The following is a 14613-nucleotide window of genomic DNA, read 5'->3' as shown; positions in this document are numbered from 1 at the left end:
CCATTCGTCGTGAATGCCGGAGCCCCCATGTCCCTCACCCGCCTGCTTATCCCCGTCAGCCTCGCCCTGCTGAGCGCTTGCGCCACGCAACCGAAAAACAACGTGACCGTGGAGAAACTCAGCGAATGCCCGGTGCGGCTCAACAACGGGCAGAACATGATCCTCAGCTTGCCCAGCAACCCCACCACCGGGTACCGCTGGGCCATCCAGGATTCAGCGGGCGGCGTGTTGAAAACGCTGGGGCCCGAGGTCTACCGCAATCCGGAAGATGCCGGCATCGTCGGCGCCGCTGGTGTGTCGACCTGGCGCTTCCAGGCATTCGCCACCGGTACCGGGCGGTTGCGCCTGACTTATCAACAGCCCTGGGCCCCCGAAGTACCGCCCGTGGAAACCTTCGACTGTGCCATTGCGGTGAAGTGAGAACGGCCCGGCCGCCCTCGTGCTGATGGGCGCGCCTGGCTTCACGATGCAGCGCCGCGTCTTGTTCAAAAAACGTATTTCAGCCCGATGGTGGTCATGACGCTGGAGCTTTCGATGCCTGCGGAGTCAGTGTAGCTATCGCGGTAGTTATCGGAACGATTCTTGACGGTAAGGCTGCCTTTTTTATTCCGTGTGCGACTCCACGCGCTCTCCACGAAAACATTCGTGTTGGCGGTCATGTCATAGCCCAACTTTCCTCCCAACGAATAATACTGTTGATGCTTTGTTTTGCCGACAAACGTCTTATCAGCCAGGTAGTGCTCATCAATGTCAGTGGCAGAAGCCCAGCGACTGTACTTGAACACCCCCTCCATATCGAAACGCTTGTATCGATAGCTGCCGACCAATCCAACATACGGAGTTTTAAAGTGCTGTTTGTAGCCAATGATCGTTACGTCCGCTGGGAACTCGCCAGTGTATGCACCGCTGTTGTAACTAAAGGATCCCCCCTTGGAGGTAAAGCTGAAGCGGCGTTCCTGGTACCCAGCCATCAGGCCCAGGCGATAGGCAGGTTCGTTCAATAGCCACCCCTTGAGATTGAGATCGAATTCGTTGGCATACCTCAGGGTCGTGTCGGGGTGAACGCTACGGTCTGTCCATTGGCTCTGGGAGGCATCGACCCAGTCATCGTCATTCATATAACCGTCCGTGCTGGTGATGGTCGTCCAGCCCGACGCCCCTAGTGACATCCAAGGCAGCACGTTCCAATCGAGAGAGCCTTTGATGACCGCAGCATTGTTGTACTTCCAGTCGAGCTGGCTGATCCTCCTCCCGCCCTCCTCGGGCGCGTAGACCCGCTCGTGGGTCTGACCACTCAGAACGCCTGCATTGATGCCAAGCGTAACTTTCTCATTTACGTACAAATCCCTCGTGCTATCAGCAGCGACTGGAAGCGCAACCGTCGCGACTGTTGCAAATATAAAAAAATGAATTCGCCCAGCTGCTTTCGCCCCTTGTAAAAACATCTACAACTTCCCTGATGAGTTAATTTAGTTCCGCCGCCTCTTGCAATTGCATGCACATCGACAGTCGCTTTTGAAGTTGCGCTTTTTATATCAACGCAACTTTATTCAGCAAGAAACGAATCGAAAACACCGCTAAACAAAATGTGCCTGGAAGTTGCACGCTATTCATCTCGACCGGACTGTCGCAGGCCCCCGTGGAGCCAATGAGCATGAGGGCGGGTCCGGGCGTCGATCAAAGATCACGCTTTAGCGCATTAATTGGCTAAAATGCCCGCCTTTTCACCCTGCCGCTGGAACCGCCGTGAGCAACGACCCTGATCGCCTATTCGCCCAACCCCTGGCCCAAGTGCCTGACTTCGCCTTCAACGAGGACGTGGTGCGGGTGTTCCCGGACATGATCAAGCGTTCGGTGCCAGGCTACCCGACCATTGTCGAAAACCTCGGCGTGCTTGCCGCGCAATTTGCCCAGCCGGGCAGCGTGCTCTATGACCTGGGTTCCTCCCTGGGCGCTGTGACCCAGGCCCTGCGCCGCCATGTGCGCACCGACGGTTGCCGGGTGATCGCTGTGGATAACTCGGCGGCCATGGTCGAGCGCTGCCGCGAATACCTCAACGGCCAGGACTCGATGTTCCAGGAGCTGCTGCCGGTGGAGGTGATCGAGGGCGACATCCTGGCCCTGGAGTTCCAGCCGGCCTCGGTGGTGGCGCTGAACTTCACCCTGCAGTTCATCGCACCGGATCAGCGCACGGCCTTGTTGAGCCGCATTCGCCAATCCCTGCTGCCCGGTGGCGCGCTGATCCTGTCGGAAAAGCTGCGCTTCAACGATGCGCAGGAGCACGCATTGCTCACCGACCTGCACGTGGCGTTCAAACGCGCCAACGGCTACAGCGAGCTGGAGATTGCCCAGAAACGCAGCGCCATCGAAAACGTCATGAAGCCCGACAGCCTCGAAGAACACCGCGAACGCCTGTTGGCGGCCGGGTTCTCGAAAGTCGTGCCGTGGTTCCAATGTCTTAACTTCGCCTCGTTGATAGCCTTGCCATGATTGATCTGTCCCCCCTCGCCCGCCGCTTGGCCGGCACGCCCCTGGCCGATTGGGCCGCGACGCTGCAGATGCAACTCGACACCAAAATGGAAAAGGGCCATGGCGACCTGGAACGCTGGCAAAGCGCCCTCGACGCCTTGCCGGTGTTGCAGCCGAGCGAAATCGACCTGTTGAACGGGCTGACCCTCGATACCGATTGCAGCGATGAAACCCGCGCGCAGATGCGCACCGCACTGATGGGCCTGTCGCCATGGCGCAAGGGGCCGTTCGACCTGTTTGGCGTGCACGTGGACACCGAATGGCGCTCGGACTGGAAGTGGTCGCGTGTGGCGCCGCACCTGGATCTCAAGGGCAAGCGCATTCTCGATGTGGGTTGCGGCAACGGTTACTACATGTGGCGGATGCTTGGTACCGGGGCCGACACGGTAATCGGCGTCGACCCCAACTGGCTGTTCTTCTGCCAGTTCCAGGCGGTGCAACGCTACCTTTCCCAACCCAATGCCTGGCACCTGCCATTCCCGTTCGAAGACCTGCCGCCGGACCTGGAAGGCTTCGATACGGTTTTTTCCATGGGCGTGTTCTATCACCGCCGCTCCCCCATCGAACACCTGCTGGCCCTCAAGGACTGCCTGGTCAAGGGTGGTGAGCTGGTGCTGGAAACGTTGGTGATCGAGGGCGACGAGCACCAGGTGCTGGTGCCCGAGGACCGCTACGCGCAGATGCGCAACGTCTGGTTCCTGCCTTCGGTGCCGGCCCTGGAACGCTGGCTGCGCCGCGCTGGTTTCAGCGATGTGCGCTGCGTGGACGTGAGCCTGACCACCGTGGAAGAACAACGCAGCACGGAGTGGATGAAGTATCAGTCGCTGAGCGATTTTCTCGACCCCGACGACCACAGCAAGACCATCGAGGGCTTGCCGGCGCCGATGCGGGCGGTGATTGTGGCGCGTAAATAAATAGATCAAACAACCCCCATCCCTGTGGGAGCGAGCCTGCTCGCGATAGCGGTGAATCAGTCAAAGGTGTGTTAACTGACGCTCCGCTATCGCGAGCAGGCTCGCTCCCACAAAGGCGGGGGGTGTTCAATCCTGGGATTTGGCCCTGCGCGCCTTGAAGAACTCGCTCAACACCGTGCTGCATTCCTCCGCCAATACCCCGCCCTCGAACATTACCCGATGGTTCAGGAACGCCTGGCTGAAAAACTGCCCCTGGCTCTGCACGATGCCGGCCTTGGGCTCCAGGGCGCCGTAGACGACCCGGGCGACGCGGGAGTGGACGATCAGGCCGGCGCACATGCTGCACGGTTCGAGCGTCACATAGAGGGTGCTGCCAGGCAGGCGATAATTGCTCACGGCCTGGGCGGCGGCGCGGATGGCGACCATTTCCGCGTGGGCACTGGGGTCGTGGCCGCTGATCGGGCAGTTGAAGCCGCGCCCGATGATCTCGCCGTCCTGCACCAGCACCGCGCCCACCGGCACCTCGCCCAGGGCCGCCCCTTGCGCGGCCAGCGCCAGGGCTTCGCGCATGAAGTCCTGGTCACGACTGCGGTCGATGATCCGGGCAGGACGAATCTGGCGCATCACGCCACCTCAATGGCGGCCATCAGGCCGGTTTCCATGTGGTCGATCACATGGCAGTGGAACATCCACACACCCGGGTTATCCGCCACCAGCGCCACCTGTGCCCGCTCGTTCTTGCCCAGCAGGTAGGTGTCGGTGAAATACGGAATGACCTTGTGCCGGTTGGACGCGATCACCTTGAAGCTCATGCCGTGCAAGTGGATCGGATGTTGGTATTGGGTCATGTTCTTCAATTCGAAAATGTAGCTCTTGCCCTTTTTCAGCGTGGCAATCGGCCGGTCAGCACAGGTCTTGTCGGTGATATCCCAGGCCTTGCCGTTGATCTGCCACAAGCTAGGCGGTTTGCCGTTGTCGACATTGACCGACACCGAACCGACCCACTCGAAATTGAAGTTGAGTTTCTCGGCATTGGCCAGGTCCGGCTCGGACACCGGGTTGGCCGGCAATGCTGGTGGCCATGGGGTCGGCGCGTCATCGTTGGGCACCGAGCGCAGGGTGCCCAGGCGCACCGGGCCGTTGCGCAGCGACAACTCTTCCCCGGCCGGCGGGGCCTTGATCGCCAGGCAGATGCGCATGCCCGGGCCAAGCCAGTACTCCTTGCCCAGCGGGCGCGGTTCGATGGGATTACCGTCCAGGGCATAGATCTGCGCTTCGACACCGGGAATGTTGATCCGGTAAGTCAGCGTGTTGTCGAGGTTGAGCAGGCGCACCCGGGTGATCTGCCCGGCCGGCAGGTCGATCACCGCCTCCGGCACGCCGTTGATGGTCGCCAGTCGCCCGGCCGTCCCGCCACGGGCCGCCTCGCGAGGGATGCTGAACGCTACAAACTCACCCTGCTCATCCACGTGCCAGCTCTTCAGGCTCAGGGTCTTTTCGTATTTGAAACCGGTGGGCTCGCGCTCTTCAATGATCAGCGGCCCTACCAATCCACGCCCCAGCTCTTCGCTGCTGTTGACGTGGGGGTGGTACCAATAGCTGCCGGCGTCCGGCACGCGAAATTTGTAATCGAAGTATTCACCCGGCAGCACCGGCAGTTGCGAGACGTATGGCACGCCATCCATCTCCAGCGGCAGGCGGATCCCATGCCAGTGAATGGTGGTGGCAACCGGCAGGTGGTTGATGAAACGCACCCGCAACCACTCGCCCTGTCGCACCCGCAACTCGGTACCCGGCGCTGATGGCCCAAAGGCCCAGGCCTGGGTCTTGTGCCCGGCCACCAGCTCGACGTCCAGAGGCGCCGCAATCAATTCATAGTCATGGCCAGCCTCGGCATCCGCCCGCTTGCCCAACCAATACCGCGATGCGCCTCCCGCGCCAACGCCCACAACAACAAGACCGGCCAGGCCACCGAGTATTTGGCGACGGGTAAACGACATGAATGCAACCACCTATTGAATCCGCGGCGAACCGACAGGTCCGCAAAAGGCGAATACGATACACCTGCAATTGAGAAAGATTAAGTGAAGGATTGTCGCGTCGGCCCCGCCAGATGGGATGAAGACGCCTCACGGCGCCCTCATCCCAGGTTGTCAGCCAACCAAAGCTTCCAAGTCCTTGAACACCAATCCTGGTAAGCGTCGGCCTTCTTTCGCAACGTTGACCTGCAAGGCTGCTTGGGCCACGTCCAACACATTCCGGGTAAGCGAATAGTTGCCCTTGCTCTGCAGCCAGGTCAGAACGTCCGCCAAGTGCCAGATAGACGCGCTGCCCTCGTGCACGGGCGTCGGGAAGCTGCTCGGGTGGGCTAACATCAACTTGCGCATGTTCTGCCGAGACACGCCGACGATCTCGGCTACGTCGGTTAGCCCAACCAGATCAGGAGCAACCTCAATCAGCCTGGCCGATGGCACCGCACGGCGCACGTCGCTCAAAGCGCTGAGCACAGCCTTAATCGCATCAGGAGCATCGCGTGTGAATTCGAGAGCCAACCGTCCCGGCTGTCCTATGCCTACCAGGGCATCGTCGCAGCCCGCTACCCCCAGCCGCTCCACCAGTTCATCCGAGGTACGGTCATCGTCAGCAAGCTGATATTTCAGGGTAAAGGTATATTCCATTGTCTTACTCCTCAGCATCGTCATCAGCCTCGCAACGATTGCGATGGGTAGTGCAATTGTCCACGACGCGTCGTAATGCTCGCGCATGATTGCCAGGGTTTCTCGGCGTGCTTCATATCGATGTGATACAGAACTCACCGCAACGACACTCCTCGTCGTTATACGGACAATAAGCCCGCCCCCAGGCGTGACCACCACCGACCTCTATGCGCCCCCCAACGCTTCGGCATGCTTCAGCGTTTCTTCGACTTCCTTTTTCGGATGCGAGGGACGAATCATCAGTGCTCTCCAGTATTCGCATGACCTGCCTGGTTGTCAAATGACAACCAGATCATTCCCTTGGATGATAGGCATTCCCGGCGCACCGATGAGGGCCGAATCGTAGCGAAAGGTGACGGTACCGGACGGCTTCGCTGTCAGGTGCAGAAGAGCGCTGAGAAAAAACAGTACGGCCACTAAAAAGCCCTGGAGAGGTTATCCACAGGGCTTTTCAGGTACACCGCAACACAAGGATCACCCCGCCAGTAAACGCGCCTTCTCGCCACGGGGTGTGAAGAACGCCAGCGCCGCCGCGACCACGAACAGCGCAGGCACATCGCCGAGCAAGTGGCCGTAATGGCTCATGCCGTCCATCCCGACACCAAAGGACTGCACGGCCATGATCGCGCCATGCACGACGCTCGACCAGACCGTGAACCAGATCAGGCTCAGGTGCTTCAGCGGATCCCGTGAAGCTCTCAGCAGGAACACGCCGAGGGTCGCGTAGAGGCCGACGATCATCAGCGGATAGTCGGAATGACCGCTGTGCCATGTCCAACCGGACGGCCATAGCAACATCAGCGGCCCGATCGCAAACACGGAGATCAGGCCTACCACGATCAAAACCATGCGCAGGGCGGCGAGTCTTTGGGTGTCGTTCATGACGGGCTCCTTATGGCGGCGGGACCGTCGCCAAAACTGGACGTGCGTCAGTATAGATCTCGCCTCGGCTACGTGCCCGAGCCTACCGCCAGCCGTCTTGGCGGCTCAGGATGGCAAACCGGTGATCAGGTGTACCACGCCGTTGTCCAGCGACAACACCCCAGCCACCCCGGCGGCCTTCAACCCCGACCGGTCTATCCGGGCAACATCCCGCAACTCCACTCGCAGTCGCGTCAATGCCACGGCCTGATGGCGCTTGAGATTATCCGCGCCGCCCAATGCGGCGACGATAGCCGGTGCGACGCCATCAACCGATGCCGCCGGCTTGGGCTCATCCGGCACCAGGTCCGGGGTCAGGGCTTTCCAGAATGTTCGCTGCAGTTTGTCAAACATGTTCAATGCTCCATGACCAGTGTGGCCGGGTCGGCCGTGGATGAATGCATACGCAGGATACCGCGTACCTGTTCGGCGCTTTCCCGACCCAGGGCCTGTTGGGCAAGCCTGCGGCATTCGCCCAGGTCCCATTCACGCACGCACGCCTTTATTGTTGGGATCAACGGCACACTGACCGAGAGCTCATCCACACCAAGCCCCAGCAAAACCGGTACCGCCAGGGGTTCCGATGCCAGCGCGCCACACACCCCGACCCATTTGCCCTGGGCATGCGCGGCATCGACGGTACGAGCGATCAGCCGCAGCACCGAGGGATGCAGGCTGTCGGCCTGGCTGGCCAGGCGTGGATGGTCTCGGTCCATGGCCATGGTGTACTGGGTCAGGTCGTTGGTGCCGATGGAAAAGAAATCCACTTCGGGGGCAAACAGATCAGCCATCAGGGCCGCCGCCGGGACCTCGATCATGATCCCCAGCTTCGGCTGCTCTTTCAGGCCCAGGCTGCCAACCTCTTCCTCCAGTATCCGCCGCGCCAGACGCAACTCCGACAATTGGGTGACCATGGGCAGCATGATGTGCAGGCGCGCCATTCCGGAGCAGGCGAGTATCGCCCGGAACTGCTCGCGCAACAGTTGTGGCCGGTCCAAGCACAAGCGAATCCCGCGCATGCCCAGAAACGGATTGGCCTCGCGCTCCATCGGTACATAGGCCAACGGCTTGTCCCCACCCACGTCCAGGGTGCGCACTACCAGGTTGCGCTCCGGGCCCAGCGCTCGGGCGACGGCGATGTACAGCGTTGCTTGTTCGTCATGCCCCGGTGGTTGCGAGCGATCCAGGTAAAGCAGTTCGGAGCGAAGCAGCCCCACCCCTTCACCTCCCAGGGTCATGGCCTGCTCCACGTCCCGTAGCGAACCGACATTGGCGCTGATCTCGACGCGGTGACCGTCGAGGGTTCGGGCCGGCAGGGCCGATTGTTCGAGGTCTCGCTGGCGGCGCTGACGCTGCTCGTCACGCTGGGCGCGGAATTGTTCGATCCGGGCCTGATCAGGATTCAAATGCAATTCGCCGCCGTCGGCATCCAGCAACACCTGGGTGCCATTGGCGATGTCCAGCACCTGTCCATGCAGGCCACACAACGACGGCAAGCCCAGCGCTCGGGCAAGGATTGCCACATGGCTGGTCGCACCGCCATCGACCGTGACAAAACCGGCTATTCGCGAGGTATCCAGGCTGGCGGTCTGGGAGGGTGTCAGTTGCTCAGCCACCAGGATCGCACGCTCGGGCAATGTCCAGTCGCGTTCTTGCACCCCCAGGATCAACTTGAGCACCCGTTGCCCGACATCGGCGAGGTCCATTGCCCGTTCGACCAGCAACGCGCTACCCAATTGCTGGAACAGTGCAGCGGTGGCTTCTGTAGCCGCGTTCCAGGCGAATGCCGCACTCTTGCCTTCGAGGACAAGGGCCTGGGCGTGCTCCAGCAGGGTGGGGTCCTCCAGCAACGCTTCATGAGCTCGAAAAATCTGCGCCTGGACACTGCCCGCCGCTTCGCTTTGCAAAGTCCTCAACGCTTCAGCCGCCTGGCCCAGCGCCTGGTCCAGAGCCGCTTGTTCAGCCTGAATCCCGAGGCCCGCCTCGTCGATGTCCAGCACCTGCGAGGCAACTTGAACCACCTCGCCAAACGCCAGGCCGGGCGAAGCGCAGACACCTCGCAGCCGGCCCGACATCGACGGTTCGGAGACGTGGGACGACACCAGCGCCAATGGCACGCCAACCGTTTCGCCGCACCCCGAAAGCAACAGGTGTTCCAAGGCTTCGATGGCTTGCCTGGCCTGGGGGCCGGCGGCACTGATCTGCACGCTGTCGCCCTTGGCCGTCTGCAGCGCCATGATCGCCACCACGGACTTGGCATTGGCGCCGGCCTGCTGCCGATGCAGGCAGATGTCTGCGTCGAATCCCTTGGCCGCCTCGGCGAACACCGCGGCAGGGCGAGCATGCAAGCCACATTCGTTGGGCACGATCAATGGCCTGGAAAACAGCGCCGAGCCCTGTTGTGCATCCTCGGCAGGCCTTGATTCGTCCAGGCTGACTTGCAGCAGCGGGTCGCCACTCTCGACGCAGGCAGCCTGGTCTGCCAACACGCTGAAAGACTCGCCGCTGACCACCAGCACCAACGTCAACAGGCTCCGTGCATGCAGGGCGATGTAGTCGGCATCAAAATCGATCAGGGGCTGCCCCGCCTCGACGCGTTGACCCGCCTCCACCCGGGGAGTAAAGCCCTTGCCCGCCAGGTTCACCGTGTCCAGGCCAATGTGCATCAGCACCTCAACGCCGTGGTCCCCAGTGATACTCAGCGCATGGCCGCTGCCCTGGAGCGTGCCGACGACACCAGCCAACGGTGCGCAGAGGGTCTGGGAAGTCGGGTCGATGCAGATCCCATCTCCCACTATACGGCTGGAGAAGACCGGATCCGGCACATTGTCCAAAGGCATCAGGACCCCGGATAACGGCGCGAGCAATTGCAAGGGTTGCGTTGTGTTCATGACTTCACCTGCTGCTGTCTATTCTTGTTGGCATCGCGGCTATGAAGGGCCCGCCGACACGCACTACACGGGTCACTTCCACCAGTATTCGATCTGCACGCCCACGTTGGAGCCATGTCGCGCGCTGTCAAATGCGCCGGTGTCGGACAATGCCGACCCCGCCGCCAGTTGGTTGGCTGCACGCTGGGCCGCTTCGTTCCAGCTGGCGTAGGTGTAATAAAGCCGTATCTCCGGTCGGGCCCAGAATTCCGGCCCCTTGGGCGACCAGGTGGGTGCAAAGGTAAACTTGCTCAGCTTGCGCGTGCCGTCACTCGCCTGCACTTGGTCGTGGCCCAGTTCAGCCACCAGCTTGAACTGGTCGGTGATGGCGTAGGCCGGGCGAACCCCCAGCGACACCCAGTCCTGGTCGCCGCCATCGCGGCGGATATCCTTCTGATAAACCGCCTGCACCTGCCCGCCGAAACGCGGCGTGACCTGCCAATCGAAGAATTCAACCAGACGATAACTCTTGTTGCTGTCGTCCAGGCCCGTATCGCCGGTATACCCCAGCCCGGTGCCGGGCCCCTCGCCATATTGCAAAGCCAGTTTATTCTTGCCACCCACAAAGGCCTGCTGCACATGCTGGGCGGTCAGGGCCCAGCCACGATGGGCATCACGACGGTCCGCCTGATCGATGAAGCTCAAGCCCAGTTCCAACTCACCACCGGGGTTGGTCCTGAAACCGGCCACGTTGAAATCATGTCGACTGACCGGGTCTTTCTGATACAGGTTGTCCTTGCGCGAGAAGGCGTAGCTGTATTTCAGGCCGCCAATGAGTACGTCCTCGATCCCGCCCCCGGTGGCACTCTGGTTCCAGTAGTAGAAATCGGAAATATGAATGTCGTTACGCTTGTAGTAACGCCGACCGGCCCATAGCGACCCGCCGTTCAGGCTGGGCATGTTCGACCACTGGGCATACATCTGCGGCATCCGCGCGGCGCCGTTGTCACCCTGGAAAGTCGGCGTGCGATCGTAACGGTTGTACAGCGACGCCATGCCATCCACGCTCAACACCGAACCATCATCGAGGGTGAAAAGGTCCTGGCGCAGCTCCAACTCGCCATATTGTTCGCATTCGTTGCCTAATCGGTACTTGCTCTGCGCTCCTGGCAACTGGAAACAGGATTGCGATCGACCATTGGTTGCACTGCCGACGCCGCTGCGCAAGTAACCGGAAAACTCCAGCGCCTGGGTTGGAAATGGCAATGCCAGGCAGATGCAGGACACCGCGAGGCCTCGATTTATTGTTGTTCTCATATGCCGCTCCTTGTTTTTTATTGTTTTTTGCTGCGCTTTCCCCTTTCCCTGCCAACGAATGGGCGATAAAGAGCCGCACGGTGCGTCGAACGCAACGTGGTCGCTGTCAGGCGATGCCTGGGTCGGAAAGGGTTTTGATTCAATCGCTCAGGTGCAGTACGAACGACTCGTAGGGTCGCAGGCGCAACCGTCGATCACGGTGCTCTCGGTCGTAATTACCGATCACCCATCGTTGCTTCATGTCGGAGGTGATGATCCCATCGGGCAACTCAACCTCGCAGTCACCGCCGTGGAAATGACTGATGATCAGCAGACGTTCCCCCTGCCCCTCGCGCAGGTAGGCCCACACGAAGGGGTGGTCGGGCAACAACAGGCGGTAGACGCCCTCCTGGATCAAGGCTTCGCTACGGCGCAGGGTGATCAGCTGTCGATAAAAATGCAGTATTGATGTCGGGTCTTGCAGTTGGTGTTCAACGTTGATGAAGGCAGCATTGGCCGGCACGCCGATCCAGGGCTCGGCCTGGCTGAAACCCGCGTTCGGTCCGGCCGTCCATTGCATTGGTGTACGCCCGTTGTCCCGCGACTTCTGCATGATCGCCGCCATGGCCTCGGCTTCGGGCACCCCGGCGTTACGCTGGAGACGAAAGATATTCAAGGTCTCGACGTCGCGGTACTGGTCGATGTGATCAAAGCCCGGATTGGTCATCCCCAGCTCTTCGCCCTGATACACGAAGGGCGTGCCTTGGAGGAAGTGCAACGCGGTGGCCAGCATTTTCGCCGAAGCCACCCGGTGCTCGCCGTCATTTCCGAAGCGAGAGACCACCCGCGGCTGGTCGTGATTACACCAGAACAACGCGTTCCAACCGCCACCGGCCTGCATGCCGGTCTGCCAGTCGGACAAGATGCGTTTGAGCTGGAAGAAATCGAAGTCGGCTCGCACCCATTTCTGCAGGTTCGGATAATCCACCTTCAGATGGTGGAAATTGAAGGTCATCGACAACTCGCGCGAATCCGGACACGAATAACGAATGCAGTGTTCGAGAGTGGTGGACGACATCTCGCCCACGTTGATCAGGTCGAAACCTTCAAAGACCTCCCGGTGCATTTGCTGCAGATAACGATGTACGTTCGGGCCGTCGGTATAGAAACGCCGGCCATCGGTGTGGTCATCAGGAAAATCCGCCGGCTTGGAGATCAGGTTGATGACGTCGAGGCGAAAGCCCCCCACGCCCTTGTCCCGCCAGAAGCGCATCATCTTGAACACTTCGGCACGCACCTGAGGGTTATCCCAGTTCAGGTCGGCCTGGGTGTGATCGAACAGGTGCAGGTAATACTGGCCGGTCTGCGCCTCGTATTCCCAGGCCGAGCCGCCGAACTTGGATTCCCAGCTGTTCGGTTGGTCGCGCCAGATGTAGAAATCGCGGTACGGGTTGTCGAGGCTGCTGCGGGCGGCCTGGAACCAGGGATGCTCGATGGACGTGTGATTGACCACGATATCAAGCATCAACTTGATACCGCGTCTGCCGGCCTCGGCGATCAACAGCTCACAGTCAGCCATCGTGCCGTAGCTGGGGTCGATGGCGTAGTAGTCGCTGATGTCATAACCGTTATCGCGCTGTGGCGAACGCAGGAACGGCGTCAGCCACAGGTAATCCACCCCGAGCCAGTGCAGATAATCGAGCTTGTCCACGATCCCCAGTAAATCACCGGTCGCCTGACCGCCGTGGCTGTAGAAACTCTTCGGATAAATCTGGTAGATCACGGAGCGTTGCCAGTCTTGCATGACGCGATTCCTTCAGTGAGGGCCCATGGCCCATCGTGGACAGTCCGGGTGTCAGGCGACGCGATAGCCGGGGCGGACGATCTTCATGCTCAACCCGCAGGTCAGCGCAAAGGGCACGGTCATGGCGATGACCATGCCGATCACGAACATCGGTATGTAGTCGGGAACGATCGAAATGAAACCCGGCAAGCCACCCACACCAATGGCCGAAGCCTTGATCTTGTTCAGCGACAGGAAGATGCAGCCCAGGGCCGAGCCGACCAGGGCACAGTAGAAAGGAAACTTGTAGCGAAGGTTGACGCCGAACATCGCCGGTTCAGTGATACCGAAGTAGGCGGAAATGGCCGAAGTGGAAGCCATGCTCTTGTCCCGGGCATTGCGGGTCATGTAGAACACTGCCAGCGCCGCGCTACCCTGGGCCAGGTTGGACATGACGATCATCGGCCAGATGAAGGTGCCGCCCTGTGTCGAGATCAATTGCAGATCCACCGCCAGGAACATGTGGTGCATGCCGGTCACCACCAGCGGTGCATATAACAGGCCGAAGATCGCCCCACCGATCACCGGCGCGAGATCGAACAATGCCACCATGCCTTCTGTAATCAGGATGCCCAGGTGCCGGGTGACCGGTCCAATGATCGCCAGCGCCAGTACACCTGTGACGACGATGGTGGTAATCGGCACGACCAGCAGTTGGATAGCGTTGGGCACCCTGGCACGCAACCAACGCTCAATCACGCTCATGACAAAGGCGGCCAACAGGATCGGCAGGATCTGTCCCTGGTAACCGACTTTTTCGATCCGGAACCAACCGAAGATATCGAAGTACGGCAAGCTCTGGCCATCCAGCCCCGCCACGGCCTTGCCGTAGTTCCAGGCATTGAGCAGGTCCGGGTGAACGAGCATCAGCCCGAGCACGATGCCCAGGATCTCACTGCCGCCAAAACGCTTGGCCGCCGACCAGCCCACCAGTGCCGGAAGAAAGACAAAGGAAGTGTTGGCCATCAGGTTGATCAGGCTCCAGACACCGTCCAGGTTCGGATACGCGTCGAGCAGTGTCTGGTCGGCAATGAACATGCCCTTGGCGCCCAGCAGGTTGTTGACGCCCATCAGCAGGCCGGCGATCACCAGCGCGGGCAGGATCGGCATGAACACGTCGGAAAGCACCCGCACCAGGCGCTGCATGCCGTTGCCTTTCTGTGCGCCCTGGCGCTTGACGTCGGCGATGGTCGCGGCGGCCAGGCCTGTCAGCTCGCGCAAGGCGGCGTAGACCTTTTCCACCTCGCCCGGCCCGATGACCACCTGGAACAAGCCGCCGGTGAAAAACGAACCCTTGACCAGGTCGACCTGGTTCAATGTTGCGCTGTCCACCTGTGATGCATCCTTGAGGGATAGCCGCAGGCGCGTCACGCAATGGGCTGCCTGCTCGATATTGCCGACGCCGCCGAGGCTTTGCAGCAGCTCGCTGGCGATTCTGGGGTAATCGTGGCTCATGCTTTTTTCTTCCGCGTCGTTGTTGTTATTGAGAGTCGACAGCACATGGAAGGAAAAAATACTCGTCT

13 protein-coding genes and 1 pseudogene are annotated in these 14613 nt (G+C 60.6%); 3 read left to right on the top strand and 11 right to left on the bottom strand.

All coding sequences use genetic code 11. The features are described 5' to 3' along the window. Positions 1–27 precede the first annotated feature (27 nt). Positions 28–420 (top strand): protease inhibitor I42 family protein, encoded by a 393-nt coding sequence (locus ACODTO_RS03765; protein WP_139646025.1) that lies wholly within the window; start codon positions 28–30, stop codon positions 418–420. A 65-nt stretch (positions 421–485) separates the two neighbouring features. Here the strand turns inward: ACODTO_RS03765 and ACODTO_RS03760 are convergent, their stop codons facing one another. Further along, positions 486–1445, bottom strand: coding sequence for an omptin family outer membrane protease (locus ACODTO_RS03760; RefSeq protein WP_489105989.1), 960 nt, complete (start codon positions 1443–1445; stop codon positions 486–488). Positions 1446–1746: 301 nt separating this feature from the next. Here ACODTO_RS03760 and cmoA point away from each other — a divergent pair, with 301 nt between their 5' ends. After that, positions 1747–2490, top strand: coding sequence for a carboxy-S-adenosyl-L-methionine synthase CmoA (gene cmoA, locus ACODTO_RS03755; protein ID WP_024778935.1), 744 nt, complete (start codon positions 1747–1749; stop codon positions 2488–2490). Further along, positions 2487–3443: a tRNA 5-methoxyuridine(34)/uridine 5-oxyacetic acid(34) synthase CmoB gene (gene cmoB / locus ACODTO_RS03750; protein WP_489105988.1), complete on the top strand. Its 957-nt coding sequence runs from the start codon at positions 2487–2489 to the stop codon at positions 3441–3443. Before cmoA ends, cmoB begins: the two co-directional genes overlap by 4 nt. Before the next feature lie 126 nt (positions 3444–3569). Here cmoB and tadA read toward each other — a convergent pair whose 3' ends face one another. The 10 genes and pseudogenes from tadA to treP form a co-directional block, all read right to left on the bottom strand. Beyond that, positions 3570–4067 (bottom strand): tRNA adenosine(34) deaminase TadA, encoded by a 498-nt coding sequence (gene tadA / locus ACODTO_RS03745; RefSeq protein ID WP_139646019.1) that lies wholly within the window; start codon positions 4065–4067, stop codon positions 3570–3572. Next, positions 4067–5443, bottom strand: coding sequence for a multicopper oxidase family protein (locus ACODTO_RS03740; protein ID WP_464710487.1), 1377 nt, complete (start codon positions 5441–5443; stop codon positions 4067–4069). The genes tadA and ACODTO_RS03740 overlap by 1 nt, the downstream gene beginning before the upstream one ends. Before the next feature lie 153 nt (positions 5444–5596). Beyond that, complete coding sequence (locus ACODTO_RS03735; RefSeq protein WP_175385131.1) at positions 5597–6121, bottom strand: helix-turn-helix transcriptional regulator; 525 nt, start codon at positions 6119–6121, stop codon at positions 5597–5599. A gap of 4 nt (positions 6122–6125) precedes the next feature. Beyond that, positions 6126–6400, bottom strand: a pseudogene (locus ACODTO_RS03730) (hypothetical protein). A 234-nt stretch (positions 6401–6634) separates the two neighbouring features. Next, entirely contained in the window at positions 6635–7042 is a 408-nt protein-coding gene (locus tag ACODTO_RS03725) for a DUF6632 domain-containing protein (RefSeq protein ID WP_139646011.1), read from the bottom strand. Positions 7043–7147: 105 nt separating this feature from the next. Beyond that, the gene (locus ACODTO_RS03720; RefSeq protein ID WP_489105987.1) at positions 7148–7435 is read right to left on the bottom strand and encodes a PTS sugar transporter subunit IIB; all 288 of its coding nucleotides are present in this window, start codon (positions 7433–7435) and stop codon (positions 7148–7150) included. A 2-nt stretch (positions 7436–7437) separates the two neighbouring features. After that, entirely contained in the window at positions 7438–9972 is a 2535-nt protein-coding gene (ptsP, locus tag ACODTO_RS03715; protein WP_489105986.1) for a phosphoenolpyruvate--protein phosphotransferase, read from the bottom strand. A gap of 72 nt (positions 9973–10044) precedes the next feature. Beyond that, positions 10045–11268, bottom strand: a complete 1224-nt coding sequence (locus tag ACODTO_RS03710; RefSeq protein WP_175385134.1) for a maltoporin — start codon at positions 11266–11268, stop codon at positions 10045–10047. 139 nt (positions 11269–11407) lie between these two features. Further along, positions 11408–13051 carry an alpha,alpha-phosphotrehalase gene (treC, locus tag ACODTO_RS03705; RefSeq protein ID WP_489105985.1) on the bottom strand — a complete coding sequence of 548 codons (1644 nt, stop codon included), beginning with the start codon at positions 13049–13051 and terminating at the stop codon, positions 11408–11410. A gap of 51 nt (positions 13052–13102) precedes the next feature. Then, complete coding sequence (gene treP, locus ACODTO_RS03700; RefSeq protein WP_139646002.1) at positions 13103–14545, bottom strand: PTS system trehalose-specific EIIBC component; 1443 nt, start codon at positions 14543–14545, stop codon at positions 13103–13105. Positions 14546–14613 lie beyond the last annotated feature (68 nt).

The organism is Pseudomonas sp. FG13, from assembly GCF_057809755.1.
Note: the sequence above shows the minus strand (reverse complement) of the source record. Positions and strands in the feature narration are given on the sequence as shown.

Excerpts from the sequence above, each read along its gene's own strand:
- tadA (WP_139646019.1), bottom strand. The coding sequence starts at position 4,067 with ATGCGCCAGATTCGTCCTGCCCGGATCATCGACCGCAGTCGTGACCAG.
- ACODTO_RS03725 (WP_139646011.1), bottom strand. The coding sequence starts at position 7,042 with ATGAACGACACCCAAAGACTCGCCGCCCTGCGCATGGTTTTGATCGTG.
- ACODTO_RS03740 (WP_464710487.1), bottom strand. The coding sequence starts at position 5,443 with ATGTCGTTTACCCGTCGCCAAATACTCGGTGGCCTGGCCGGTCTTGTT.
- ACODTO_RS03720 (WP_489105987.1), bottom strand. The coding sequence starts at position 7,435 with ATGTTTGACAAACTGCAGCGAACATTCTGGAAAGCCCTGACCCCGGAC.
- ACODTO_RS03760 (WP_489105989.1), bottom strand. The coding sequence starts at position 1,445 with ATGTTTTTACAAGGGGCGAAAGCAGCTGGGCGAATTCATTTTTTTATA.
- ptsP (WP_489105986.1), bottom strand. The coding sequence starts at position 9,972 with ATGAACACAACGCAACCCTTGCAATTGCTCGCGCCGTTATCCGGGGTC.
- ACODTO_RS03765 (WP_139646025.1), top strand. The coding sequence starts at position 28 with ATGTCCCTCACCCGCCTGCTTATCCCCGTCAGCCTCGCCCTGCTGAGC.
- cmoB (WP_489105988.1), top strand. The coding sequence starts at position 2,487 with ATGATTGATCTGTCCCCCCTCGCCCGCCGCTTGGCCGGCACGCCCCTG.
- treC (WP_489105985.1), bottom strand. The coding sequence starts at position 13,051 with ATGCAAGACTGGCAACGCTCCGTGATCTACCAGATTTATCCGAAGAGT.
- treP (WP_139646002.1), bottom strand. The coding sequence starts at position 14,545 with ATGAGCCACGATTACCCCAGAATCGCCAGCGAGCTGCTGCAAAGCCTC.
- ACODTO_RS03735 (WP_175385131.1), bottom strand. The coding sequence starts at position 6,121 with ATGGAATATACCTTTACCCTGAAATATCAGCTTGCTGACGATGACCGT.
- ACODTO_RS03710 (WP_175385134.1), bottom strand. The coding sequence starts at position 11,268 with ATGAGAACAACAATAAATCGAGGCCTCGCGGTGTCCTGCATCTGCCTG.